This is a genomic window from Streptomyces globisporus (genome assembly GCF_003501885.1).
GTDB classification, from domain to species: domain Bacteria; phylum Actinomycetota; class Actinomycetes; order Streptomycetales; family Streptomycetaceae; genus Streptomyces; species Streptomyces globisporus_D.
The window spans coordinates 54,472-66,979 of the sequence record NZ_QWFA01000005.1; the positions used below are offsets into that span (position 1 = coordinate 54,472).

Sequence of the window (12,508 nt, forward strand, 5' to 3'; positions counted from 1 at the left end):
CGCCCCGGTCGGTGCACGGCCCCCGGCCGCCCGGCCGGGCTCGGCGCGCACACGCCGGAGCCCGCGACCGGCGTGCGGTCGCGGGGTCCGGGCGGCTGTACGTCACGCGGTCACGCTGCTCAGCGCCGCGCGGCCGGCGGTCAGCCGGAGGGCCGCTACTCCGTCGGGTCCGAGGGCCTCTTCTCCGTCGAGACCGACGTGGTCGTCGAACCCGATCCGCCGGACTCGTGCATGTGGCGCTCGTCAGTGACCGGCGTGGTCCCGGGGCCGATCCGGATCTCGAAGTCGCCGTCGTACTTGGCGTGGCCCTCGATCACCGCGGACTCGACCGCTTCCACGCCGAACTCCTGGCGGACGATCTGCGGGTCCTTGCGCAGGTCCCGCATCAGGGCCACGCACATGCCGATCATCACGATGGTGAAGGGCGCCGCCACCAGGATGGTGAGGTTCTGGAGCCCTTGGAGGGCGTTCTCCTTGCCCTCGCCGATGAGCAGCATGATCGCGGCCACGGCGCCCGTCACGACACCCCAGAAGATGACGACCCACTTGCCGGGTTCGAGGACGCCCTTCTGCGAGAGGGTGCCCATGACGATCGAGGCGGCGTCGGCTCCGGAGACGAAGAAGATGCCGACCAGGATCATCACGAGGATGCAGGTGACCGTGGCGATCGGGAACTCCTGGAGGACGCCGAACAGCTGCGCCTCGGGGGTGTCCGCGCCCTGGAGCTTGCCGGCCTCGTCCAGCTTCATGGCCGAGCCGCCGAAGACGGCGAACCAGATCAGGCTGACGGTGCTGGGCACCAGGATGACGCCGCCGACGAACTGACGGATCGTACGGCCGCGGCTGATGCGGGCGATGAACATGCCGACGAAGGGCGTCCAGGAGATCCACCAGGCCCAGTAGAAGACCGTCCAGCTGCCGAGCCAGTCCGCGACGCCCTTGCCGCTGGACGCCTCGGTGCGCCCGACGAGCTGTCCGAGGTCACTGAGGTAGGCGCCGAGGGAGGTGGGCAGCAGGTCGAGCACGATGATCGTGGGGCCGGCGATGAAGACGAAGACCACCAGGACCAGGGCCAGCACCATGTTGGTGTTGGACAGCCACTGGATGCCCTTCTCGACACCGGAGACGGCCGAGAGGACGAAGCAGACGGTCAGCACGGCGATGATGGCGACCAGCAGGCCGGTGCCGGTCTTCTCCATCCAGTTCAGTTCCTCGAAACCGCTGCCGATCTGGAGCGCGCCGAGGCCCAGCGAGGCGGCCGAGCCGAACAGGGTGGCGAAGATGGCCAGGATGTCGATGAAGCGGCCGAAGCCGCCGTAGGCGTGCCGCTTGCCGATCAGCGGCTCGAAGACCGCGCTGATCGTCTGCCGCCTGCGCATCCGGTACGCGCTGTAGGCGATGGCGAGGCCGACCACCGCGTAGATCGCCCAGGGGTGCAGCGTCCAGTGGAAGAGGGTCGTGGCCATCGCCGTCCCCATGGCGTCGGCCGCGTCCGCCGGGTCGGTGCCGGGCGGCGGGGTACGGAAGTGGGCGAGCGGTTCGCTCACGCCGTAGAACATCAGCCCGATGCCCATACCGGCACTGAACATCATGGCGACCCAGGAGACGGTCCGGAACTCCGGCTCCTCGCCCTCCTGGCCGAGGCAGATCTTTCCGTACCGGCTGACGGCCAGCCACAGCGCGAAGACGACGAAACCGGAGGCGGCCAGCATGAAGGCCCAGCCGCCGTTGTGGATCAGTCCTTCGAGCAGCGTGCTGGAAACGCTCTCCAGGGAATCGGTCGCGGTCGCCCCCCACACGACGAAGGCGAGGGTGAGGACCGCCGTGACACCGAACACCACTCGGTCGGTGGTGGGAGTCCTGGTACTGACCGGTTCGGGGGGAAGGTCCGCCGTGACCGCCAGCCCCTCCCGCCCCTCCGCTGTCTGGTCGTCCTGGGACACAAATGGCACCTTTCACCGAGTCTGAAAAACGCTCTCCGTAGGCAGTACCACACCTGCCCCGGATCTCGAAGGATCAACAAGCGGTTCCGGCTTGACCGTTTGTGAGGTGATATGTCGCTCGCTGATCGAGGAGCAGGGGAATCAGGCTCCGAGCCGACTGTCGCAACGGCACGAATGCGCCATCTCGCTCCGGCCGGGCCCGGACCCCGTGCAGGGCCAGCTCGTCCTTCACCGCCGTGTACTGGGCGGCGTCCAGCCGGTAGCCGCACGGCGGGTCGACCAGGACCTCGGGCGGTTCGGCCGGGTCGTTGTCGGCGCCGCCCAGATAGACGGGCCCCTGGTCGGCGAGACCGGCCAGCCGGGAGAGGGCGGTGGCCGTCCGGAGCCGGGCGCGCTGCTCGTCGGTGAAGTCGAAGAGGCCGCCGAGCGCGGTCTTCTGGGAGTCGACCCTGCGCCGGTGGTTGAGCGCCGGGTCGGCCTTCTCGGCATCGCTCAGCGCGTCGACCCGGGACTCGATGAGCAGGCCGACGGCGTGCTTGAGCCCGGAGGTGTTGCGCAGGATGCGTTCCTGGCCGTCCCCGGCGACCTGCTTGATCGGCTCCCCGGTGGCCGGGTCGGTCCAGATGCCGTAGTGACCGCTGCTGTAGCCGTCCGCCGTCGCGGCGGGGCGGACGTAGCGCTCGGAGAGGGTGCGTGAGGCGTCGTGGACCCCGTCGTGGACGTTCAGGTTCCGCGGCCACAGGGTGAACAGGTCCTTGTCGTAGTACGGCGGGGTCGCACCGTACTCGTGCAAGTCGTAGATCACCTCCGGCCGTTCGTCCCGGACCACGGCGGCGATCGTCCGCGCCTCGGCGGTCTCCAGGGCGATGTGGTCGCGGTTGATGTCGACGCCGTCGGCGTTGCCGCGGGTGTCGGCGGCGCGGCCGTCGGGGTTGGCCGTGGGCAGCACCAGCAGGGTCGTACGGGCCAGGAACGCGCGGGTCGCCCGGTCCTCGGCGAACGCCAGGTCGCGGATGGTGGTCAGACAGGCCTCGCGCCCGGCGGGTTCGTCCCCGTGCTGACTGCAGATCAGCAGGACAGCCGTGGCGCCGGGCCGCTCCTGGCCGACGCGTACGAGCCGCAGGGCGCGGCCCTGACCGGTCGTACCTACGCGGTCCACGGAGACCCGGTCGCTCTCCCGGTCCACAGCGGCGAGGAAGTCCCGCTCCTCCGCCTCACCGGTCCAGCGGGCGCCCTCACTCGTCTCGAACCCGGTGCGGGGCGGGCGGTGCGCGGCCTCGGCGGGTGCGATGGCGAACGGCAGGGCGAGCGCGGCGAGCGTCGCCGCCACGGCCGTCCGGCGCATCGTCCGCGCCGCGCGGCGCGGGGCGGCGGGCTCCGGCCGGGCGGGTCCTGCGACCGGTGCGAGCCACGGATGCGGGCTGAGCAGGTGGAGTGCGCGAGCGACGCGACGGGTCATCAGCTGCTGCCTCCGGAACGGGTGGGGGCGGGCGCCGTGACGCCCGTCGGTCTGTCGGCGATGTGCGGACGTTACCCCGGTCAACTCCTGTGCAACAGGGGGCGATCACCCCATCCGTACGTCCCCACGCACTGCCGCCCGTGACGACGGAATGGCGATCGTGTGACAGAAGCACCCGGAATGCCCCGCCCTGCCCCGACGGCTGCATAGCCTCGTGACGACCGGTCGGAAGATCATCCGTCCCGACTATGTGGAGCTTGCTGTGCACCGCAGATTCATCGTCCCCAGCGCACTGGCGGCCACCCTTCTGCTGGCGATCCCGGCAGCGGCCGCACCGGGCACCGTGGGCGCCCCGGGTATCGGCGATCCCTACTACCCGGCCAGCGGAAACGGTGGCTACGACGTCTCCCACTACGACCTGCGGCTGAAGTACCGGCCCACGACCGACCTGCTGGAGGGCACGGCGACGATCCTCGCCACCACCACGCAGGAGCTGTCCCGCTTCAACCTCGACTTCGGTCTCGACGTCTCCGAGGTGCGGGTGAACGGCAGGAAGGCCCGCTTCGCCACGAGCGGCGACCACGAGCTGGAGGTCACCCCGGCGGAGCCCCTGGCGAAGGACAAGGCCGTCTCCGTCGTCGTCCGGTACGCCGGGAAGCCCTCGGAGCTGAAGATCAACGGCTGGACCGCCTGGGCGCGGACCCCGGACGGCGGTGTCGCCGCGCAGGAGCCGGAGTCGGCGGTGTGGTGGTACCCGAGCAACGACCACCCGCTGGACAAGGCCACCTACGACATCTCGGTCTCGGTGCCCGACGGCACCCAGGCGATCAGCAACGGGGTGCTCCAGTCGCAGAGCTCGAAGCTCGGCTGGACGCGCTTCAACTGGCGCTCCGACAAGCCGCAGGCGACCTATCTGACGACGCTCGCCGTCGGCAAGTTCGACGTCACGACCGACAGGACCGCCGACGGTCTGCCGGTGCTGAACGCCTACAGCAAGGACCTCGGCGCCAACGCCGGCGCGGCCCGCGCGAGCATCGAGCGGACCACCGAGGTCGCCGAGTGGCTGACCGAGGTGTTCGGCCCGTACCCGTACAACGCGCTGGGCGGATACGTGCCCAACGTGACGAGCGGCTTCGCCCTGGAGACCCAGACCCGGCCCTTCTACAGCCCGAAGCAGTTCGCGAACGGCGCGAACGTCTCGGTCGTCGTCCACGAGATCGCGCACCAGTGGTACGGCAACAGCGTGTCGGTCGACGGCTGGAAGGACATCTGGGTCAACGAGGGCTTCGCCCGCTACAGCCAGTGGCTCTGGTCGGAGAAGGAGGGCGAGGGCACCGCGCAGGAACTGGCGGACCACACGTACGCCCAGCACCCGGCCGAGGACCCGTTCTGGAAGGTGAAGCCGGGCGATCCGGGCCCGGACAACCAGTTCGACATCGCCGTCTACGACCGGGGCGCGCTGGCGCTCCAGGCGTTGCGCAACGAGGTCGGCGACGACACGTTCTTCGCGCTGCTGAAGGGCTGGCCGGCCGAGCACGCGTACGGCAACGCGAGTGTGGGCGACTTCGTCCGGTACGCGGAGCAGGTCTCGGGCAAGCCGCTCGCGGCGCTGTTCGACACCTGGCTGTACCAGCCGTCGCGGCCGGCGGCCCCGGCCGCGGCCGATGCAGGTCTCGCCGAGGCGGCCCTGTCGGCACGGTCGGCGGCGCGGGTCGAGCGGCCCGCGTCCTGGAAGAAGATCGCGGCGACGAACACCGTGCACGACCACGGCGACAACACGGACCAGGGGCACGCGGGTCACCAGCACCGCTGACGGTCGTACGCCCAGGAGCCGAGTGATCGGGGCTGTCGGAGCGGCGGGAGTTCAGCCGCTCCGACGGCCCCTCGGCCTCCCCGCACGGCCGTACGCCGGGGGCGGGCGTCCGCTCAGTCGTTGGGTGGAGCCGTACGGCGGGCCGCACGGGCCACCCGTGCCCGGGGCAGATAGCGCAGCCTCTCCGGCAGGACGGGGACGACGACCCGCAGGACCGCGCACATCCGGCGCAGCCGCTTCTCCTGCTCAGCGCTCCACGGCAGGCCGACGGCCGCGCGGGCGTCGGGCGGCATGAGCCCGATGGTGACGAACCGCCGGAAGCGGGCCAGCGGCGGCAGCAGCACCGGCCACAGCGCGCGCAGGACCATCCGCAGCGGCCACGGACCCCGGTCCGGCGGGGGCACGGGCCGGCCGACGTCGACCAGTTCCCGCACGACGGGGGTCGCCTCGATCTCCTCGGCGAGCATCTTCTTCCAGTACGGCCAGAACTCCTCGAGGGTCTGCGGCATGTCCCGGTCGTGGATGCCGAGGATCCGGCCGACCTGGAGCCACTCCGCGTACAGGGCACGCTCCTGGGCCGGGGTCATGGGCCGGATCAGATAGCGGGCCGCGTGCTGGTGGACGGGAAAGCCGGTGGCGTGCACCCAGGCGTAGTTGGCGGGCGTCAGGGCGTGGTAGCGGCGGCCCCGGGTGTCGGTGCCTTGGATGGTGCGGTGCAGCACGCGCAGCCTGCGGCCCTCCTCGGCCGCCTCCGCACCGCCGTACACCCAGAGCTGGAGCGAGCGCAGCGAGCGTTCGCCGCGCCCCCACGGGTCCGTACGGAAGACGGAGTGCTCGTCGACTCCGGCGCCGACAGCCGGATGGGCGACCTGGAGGGTGAGGGCGGCGGGCAGCATCAGCAGGGCGCGGATGTCACCGGACAGGCTCCAGAGCACCCCGCCGGGCGGCGGCGGCTCAGGGTCCGCACCCCGGCCGCGCGCGGGCGGCTCGGGGCCCGAGCCCAAAGCTGCCTCCGGTCCGCGGGCCCGGGGGCCCTGCACGTCCTTCGCGCTGCTCATCCGGTGCTCCCGCGATCCCGGCGGGCCTGCCCGTGCGCTGCCCGTCCCCTTCCCCTCCATGATCCCTCGCGGACGGCGGAGCCGTGATGGCGGGGCCCGGTCCCCGGCGGCCGGGTCAGTCGTGGTCGTACACCGTCACCGGCACGCCGGCGGATATCAGGCGTCGCTCGATCAGCGGCTCGACGCGGGACCACGTGCCACCCGCGAGCCCGCAGCCGATCCGGGGCATATGGACGGAGGCCCCCAGCTCGCCCGCCTTGGCGGCCACCGCGCCGAGCGCCGTGTCGATGGCCTCGTACCGCACGGGCACCCCCTTGCTCCCGGTCCGCATGCCGCGCTGGCCGACCAGGTTGGCCACCCAGAGATAGGGCCCCACCTGCACGAACTGCGCCGCACCCAGGGCGAAGTCGTTGCCCGCGCGCTCCCGGTGCCAGCGGCGGTAGGCGGCCTCGGGCTCGCGCCAGCGGCGGGAGAGGGCGAGCACGAAGCCCTTGCCCCAGCCGCCGAGGTCGTTGCAGACGTGGACGATCAGCTTGACGCCCTTGCCCTGCGGGGCGGTGGCGTCCCCCCGTACGTAGGTGATCTCCGACATGACCTCACCGTACGGGCCGACACTGACAACCGGCCCGGGGTGGACGGCGGCGCGATGGTGCCGGAGACTTTGGCAGAAGTGGTGAGACAGCAGAACTGTCCGATACCGGGATTCGACTGCGGGGAGCAGAGATGGCGACGGGGACCGACGAGCCGACGCTCACGGTGGACGAGCTGGCGGCCCGTGCCGGGGTCACCGTGCGTACCGTGCGGTTCTACAGCACCCGGGGCCTGCTGCCGCCTCCGGTCATCGGGCCGCGCCGGGTCGGCCACTACGGGCCCGACCATCTCTCGCGGCTCGCGCTGATCGAGGAGCTCCAGCACCAGGGCATGACGCTCGCCGCGATCGAACGGTATCTGGGGCAGCTGCCGCCCGACCTCAGCGCCCACGATCTGGCCATCCACCGGGCCCTGGTGGCGTCCTGGGCGCCGGACAAGACCGAGGACTTCTCCCGGGCCGAGCTGGAGCGGCGGGCCGGGCGGGCGCTGTCGGAGGCGGATGTGGAGCGGCTGGCGGCGATGGGGGTGCTGGTCCGGCCCGAGGGGGAGGGCACGACGTACCGGGTGGATCTCGGGCTGCTGCGGCTCGGCGTCGAGCTGCTGGACGTGCCGATCGCCCACGAGACGATCCTCGCCGCGCGGACCGTCCTGTTGGAGCACACCCGGTCGGCGGCGCAGGAGATGACCCGGCTCTTCCGGGACGAGGTGTGGAATCCGTACCGGGAGCGGGAGGGCGATCCGGAGCATGTGGCCGCGATGAAGTCGCTGTCGGCCCATATGCAACCAATCGTCGTGCAGGCGCTGGTGACGGCGTTTCAGCGGTCGCTGAAGGAGGAGCTGCGCGCCGCGTTCACCGCCGAGTGACGGGGAACGCGGCGCGCCACGGCCTCAGTCGTGGAAGGTCTCGCCCTTCTCCGCCTTCTCCACCAGCAGGGCGGGCGGCAGGAAGCGGTCGCCGTAGCGCTCGGCGAGCTCCCGGGCGCGGGCCACGAAGCCGGGCAGGCCGCCCTCGTACCCGTTGATGTACTGGAGGACGCCGCCGGTCCACGGCGGGAAGCCGATGCCCATGATGGAGCCGATGTTGGCGTCGGCGACGGAGATGAGGACGTTCTCCTCCAGGCAGCGGACGCTGTCCAGCGCCTCGGAGAAGAGCATCCGCTCCTTCATGTCCTCGAAGGGGACGTCCCCGTCGGCCTTGGTGGTGAAGTGCTCACGCAGGCCCGGCCAGAGAGCGGCGCGCTTGCCGTCCTCGTCGTAGTCGTAGAAGCCCGCTCCCCCGCTGCGTCCCGTGCGGCCGAACTCGTCGACCATGCGGTCGATGACCTCGTCGGAGGGGTGGCCGGGCCAGGTGCCGCCGGCCTCCTCGACCGCGCGCTTGGTCTCGTTGCGGATCTTGCGGGGCAGGGTCAGGGTCAGCTCGTCCATCAGGGAGAGGACCTTGGCCGGGTAGCCGGACTGGGCGGCCGCCTGCTCGATGGAGGCGGGCTCGACGCCCTCGCCGACCATCGCCACGCCCTCGTTGATGAACTGGCCGATGACGCGCGAGGTGAAGAAGCCGCGCGAGTCGTTGACGACGATCGGCGTCTTCTTGATCCGGCGCACCAGGTCGAAGGCGCGGGCCAGCGCCTCGTCGCCGGTCCGCTCGCCCTTGATGATCTCGACCAGCGGCATCTTGTCGACCGGCGAGAAGAAGTGCAGGCCGATGAAGTCGACGGGGCGCGAGACGCCCTCGGCGAGGACCGTGATGGGGAGGGTGGAGGTGTTGGAGCAGAGCAGGGCGTCGGGCTCGATGACGTCCTGGATCTCCTGGAACACCTTGTGCTTGAGGGCGGTGTCCTCGAAGACGGCCTCGATCACCGCGTCGCAGCCCGCGAGGTCGGCCACGTCACCGGTGGGGGTGATCCGGGCCAGCAGTTCGTCGCGCTTGGCCTCGGTCGTACGGCCCCGGGAGAGCGCCTTGGCGAGCAGCTTCTCGCTGTACGCCTTGCCCTTGGCGGCCGCCTCGGTGGAGACGTCCTTGAGGACGACGTCGATCCCGGCCCTGGCGCAGGAGTAGGCGATGCCCGCGCCCATCATCCCGGCGCCGAGCACGGCGACCTTGCGGACCGGGCGCTCCGGGACGTCCTTGGGGCGGTTGGCACCGGAGTTGACGGCCTGGAGGTCGAAGAAGAACGCCTGGATCATGTTCTTGGAGACCTGGCCGGTGACCAGCTCGGTGAAGTAGCGGGCCTCGATGGTCAGCGCGGTCTCGAAGTCGACCTGGGAGCCCTCGACGGCCGCCGCGAGGATGTTGCGCGGCGCGGGCATGGGAGCGCCGGCGAGCTGCTTCTTCAAGTTTGCCGGGAAGGCGGGGAGGTTGGCGGCGAACTTGGGGTTCGACGGGGTGCCGCCGGGGATCTTGTAGCCCTTGACGTCCCAGGGCTGCTGGGACTCGGGGTTGGCGTCGATGAAGGCGCGAGCCTTCTCGATCATCTCCTCGCGGGTGGCGGCGACTTCGTGGACGAGACCGTTCTCCAGCGCCCGCTGCGGGGTGTACTGGGTGCCCTGGAGGAGCACCTTGAGCAGGGCGTCCGCGATGCCCATGAGGCGTACGGTCCGGGTGACGCCGCCGCCCGCCGGGAGCAGCCCGAGGGTGACCTCGGGCAGGCCGATGCGGGAGCCGGGGGCGTCGAGGGCGACGCGGTGGTGGGAGGCGAGCGCGATCTCGTAACCGCCGCCGAGGGCCGCGCCGTTGATGGCGGCGACGACGGGCTTGCCGAGGGTCTCGATGCGGCGCAGCGAGTTCTTGATGGCGGTGCCGGTGTCGAAGGCGGCCTCGGCGTTCTCCGGGCCGACCTTGATCATGTCCTTGAGGTCGCCGCCCGCGAAGAAGGTCTTCTTGGCGGAGGTGTAGATGATGCCGCGGATGGAGTCCTTCTCGGCCTCGGCGCGGTCCGCGATGGCCGCGATGGAGTCCTTGAAGGCCTGGTTCATCGTGTTCGCGGACTGGTCGGGGTCGTCGAGGACGAGGGTGACGACGCCGGTCTCGTCCTGTTCCCAGCGGATGGTGGTGCTCTCGGTCATGTCGGTGTCTTCTCCGTAAGCAGGTGGGGCCGGGAACAAGTCAGATGCGTTCGACGATGGTCGCGACGCCCATGCCGCCGCCGACGCAGAGGGTGACCAGGCCGAACCGCTGGTCGCGGCGCTCCAGTTCGTCGATGACGGTGCCGAGGATCATCGCGCCGGTCGCGCCGAGCGGGTGGCCGAGCGCGATCGCGCCGCCGTTGACGTTGACCTTGTCCAGGGATAGACCCATGTCCTTGACGAAGCGCAGGACGACCCCGGCGAAGGCCTCGTTGATCTCGACGAGGTCGATGTCGTCGATGGTGAGGCCGGCCTTGGCGAGCGCCTTGCGGGTGGCGGGGGCGGGGCCGGTGAGCATGATGGTGGGCTCGGAGCCGGAGACGGCGGCGGAGACGATCCGGGCGCGCGGGGTGAGGCCGTAGCGCTCGCCGACCTCCTTCGAGCCGATGGCGACGAGGGCGGCGCCGTCGACGATGCCGGAGGAGTTGCCCGCGTGGTGGACGTGGTCGATCTTCTCGACCCAGTGGTACTTCTGCAGCGCCACCGCGTCGAAGCCGCCCATGTCGCCGATGGCGGCGAAGGAGGGCTTGAGGCCGGCGAGGGAGTCGGCGGTGGTGCCGGGGCGCATGTGCTCGTCGTGGTCGAGGACGAGGAGGCCGTTGCGGTCCTTGACGGGGACGACGGAGCGGGCGAAGCGGCCGTCCTTCCAGGCCGCGGCGGCGCGTTCCTGGGAGAGGGCGGCGTACTCGTCGACGTCGCGGCGGCTGAACCCCTCGACGGTCGCGATGAGGTCGGCGCCGATGCCTTGTGGGGCGAAGCCGGTCTCGAAGCTGGTCATGGGGTCCATCGCCCAGGCTCCGCCGTCGGAGCCCATCGGCACGCGGGACATCGACTCGACGCCCCCGGCCAGGACGAGGTCCTCCCAGCCCGAACGGACCTTGGCGGCGGCCAGGTTGACCGCTTCCAGGCCCGAGGCACAGAAGCGGTTCTCCTGGACGCCCGCGACCGAGTCGGGCAGACCGGCCGCGATGGCGGCGATCCGGGCGATGTCGGAGCCCTGGTCCCCGAGCGGGCTGACCACGCCGAGGACGATGTCGTCGATGGCGGCCGGGTCCAGGTCAGGGAAGCGGCCCTGGATCTCGTGGATGAGGCCGACGACCAGGTCGATCGGCTTGGTGCCGTGCAGGGCGCCGTTGGCCTTGCCGCGGCCGCGCGGGGTGCGGATCGCGTCGTAGACGAATGCTTCGGTACTCAAGACAGCTGCCTTTCGAGGGTGGTGGAGAGGGAGGAAGCAGGGGGGGCTCAGGCGAGCAACGAGCGGCCGATGATCTCCTTCATGATCTCGGTCGTGCCGCCGTAGATGGTCTGGATACGGCCGTCGGTGAACGCCTTGGCGACCTTGTACTCGCTCATGTAGCCGTATCCGCCGTGGAGTTGGAGACAGCGGTCGGCGACGCGCTTCTGCAGTTCGGTGGCCCACCACTTGGCCATGGAGGCGTGGACGGCGTCGAGGACGCCGTCGGAGTGGTCGACGATGCACCGGTCGAGGAAAGTCCGGGTGACGGCGCACTCGGTGGCCATCTCGGCGATTTCGAAGCGGATGTGCTGGAGCTTGGCCAGCGGACGTCCGAAGGCCTCGCGCTCCTTGACGTACTGGGTGGTGATCTCCAGCAGGTGTTCGGCGGCGGCGATCCCGGCGACCGCTATGCCCATGCGCTCCTGGGCCAGGTTGGTCATCAGATGGATGAAGGCGCCGTCGAGTTCCCCGAGGAGGTTCTCCTTGGGGACGCGCACGTCGTTGAAGAACAACTCGGCGGTGTCCTGGGACTTCTGGCCGATCTTGTCGAGGTTGCGGCCGCGCTCGAAGCCCTCCGCGCCGCGCTCGACGACGATGAGGGAGAGTCCCTTGGCCCCGCCCTCGGGGGTGGTCTTCGCGACGACGATGACCAGGTCGGCGAGGATGCCGTTGGAGATGAAGGTCTTGGAGCCGTTGAGCAGCCAGTGGTCGCCCTTGTCCTCGGCGGTGGTGCGGATGCCCTGGAGGTCGGAGCCCGCGCCCGGCTCGGTCATGGCGATGGCGGTGATGGTCTCGCCGGAGCAGAAGCCGGGGAGCCAGCGGCGCTTCTGCTCGTCGGTGGCCAGACCCGTGAGGTAGGGGCCGATGATGTCGTTGTGCAGGCCGATCGCGAGCCCGGCGGCCCCGGCGCGGGTGAACTCCTCGGCGAGGACGGCGCTGTAGCGAAAGTCGTCGCTGCCGCCGCCCCCGTACTTCTCCGGGACGGCCAGGCCCAGCAGTCCGGCCCGCCCGGCGGCGAGCCACGCCTCGCGGGAGACGATGCCGTCCTGCTCCCACTGCTCGTAGTGCGGGAGGACCTCCTTGGCCAGGAAGGCCCGGACGGTGTCGCGGAACGCGTCGTGCTCCTCGGTGAAGATCTGCCGTTGCACGGGGTCTCCTAGTCTCGGGGGGTGGGCCACAGCCCCGGTACGTCCCAGTCGGCCGCCACGGTCTCCGTGTCCGCGCCGGGCATCGCGGGCCCGGTGCGGACGGAGACGGGGGTGGCCGAGAAGCGCGGGGCGGGGG

Annotated in this window: 9 protein-coding genes and 1 pseudogene; 2 read left to right on the forward strand and 8 right to left on the reverse strand. The window is 70.9% G+C overall.

The features are described from left to right. Window positions 1-155: 155 nt before the first annotated feature. Window positions 156-1,943, reverse strand: coding sequence for a BCCT family transporter (locus D3105_RS01995; protein WP_118899368.1), 1,788 nt, complete (start codon window positions 1,941-1,943; stop codon window positions 156-158). A 73-nt stretch (window positions 1,944-2,016) separates the two neighbouring features. Beyond that, window positions 2,017-3,402: a M14 family metallopeptidase gene (locus D3105_RS02000; protein WP_118899371.1), complete on the reverse strand. Its 1,386-nt coding sequence runs from the start codon at window positions 3,400-3,402 to the stop codon at window positions 2,017-2,019. A gap of 262 nt (window positions 3,403-3,664) precedes the next feature. Between D3105_RS02000 and D3105_RS02005 the strand changes: the two genes are divergently transcribed. After that, on the forward strand, window positions 3,665-5,215 hold the full coding sequence (locus tag D3105_RS02005) for a M1 family metallopeptidase (RefSeq protein WP_118899373.1): 1,551 nt from the start codon (window positions 3,665-3,667) through the stop codon (window positions 5,213-5,215). Between the two features lie 113 nt (window positions 5,216-5,328). On the opposite strand, the gene D3105_RS02010 is transcribed toward D3105_RS02005, so the two are convergent. Continuing rightward, on the reverse strand, window positions 5,329-6,273 hold the full coding sequence (locus tag D3105_RS02010; RefSeq protein ID WP_118899376.1) for an oxygenase MpaB family protein: 945 nt from the start codon (window positions 6,271-6,273) through the stop codon (window positions 5,329-5,331). 115 nt (window positions 6,274-6,388) lie between these two features. Then, the gene (locus tag D3105_RS02015; RefSeq protein WP_118899378.1) at window positions 6,389-6,865 is read right to left on the reverse strand and encodes a macro domain-containing protein; all 477 of its coding nucleotides are present in this window, start codon (window positions 6,863-6,865) and stop codon (window positions 6,389-6,391) included. A 131-nt stretch (window positions 6,866-6,996) separates the two neighbouring features. Here D3105_RS02015 and D3105_RS02020 point away from each other — a divergent pair, with 131 nt between their 5' ends. Beyond that, window positions 6,997-7,728, forward strand: a complete 732-nt coding sequence (locus D3105_RS02020) for a MerR family transcriptional regulator (RefSeq protein ID WP_118899381.1) — start codon at window positions 6,997-6,999, stop codon at window positions 7,726-7,728. 24 nt (window positions 7,729-7,752) lie between these two features. On the opposite strand, the gene D3105_RS02025 is transcribed toward D3105_RS02020, so the two are convergent. From D3105_RS02025 to D3105_RS35125, 4 genes and pseudogenes are all read right to left on the reverse strand, one after another. Then, window positions 7,753-9,927 carry a 3-hydroxyacyl-CoA dehydrogenase NAD-binding domain-containing protein gene (locus D3105_RS02025; RefSeq protein WP_118899383.1) on the reverse strand — a complete coding sequence of 725 codons (2,175 nt, stop codon included), beginning with the start codon at window positions 9,925-9,927 and terminating at the stop codon, window positions 7,753-7,755. Window positions 9,928-9,967: 40 nt separating this feature from the next. Continuing rightward, complete coding sequence (locus D3105_RS02030) at window positions 9,968-11,182, reverse strand: acetyl-CoA C-acetyltransferase (RefSeq protein WP_118899385.1); 1,215 nt, start codon at window positions 11,180-11,182, stop codon at window positions 9,968-9,970. Window positions 11,183-11,229: 47 nt separating this feature from the next. Beyond that, window positions 11,230-12,372: an acyl-CoA dehydrogenase family protein gene (locus D3105_RS02035; protein WP_118899387.1), complete on the reverse strand. Its 1,143-nt coding sequence runs from the start codon at window positions 12,370-12,372 to the stop codon at window positions 11,230-11,232. 8 nt (window positions 12,373-12,380) lie between these two features. Continuing rightward, window positions 12,381-12,508, reverse strand: a pseudogene (locus tag D3105_RS35125) (CoA transferase); the annotation flags it as partial.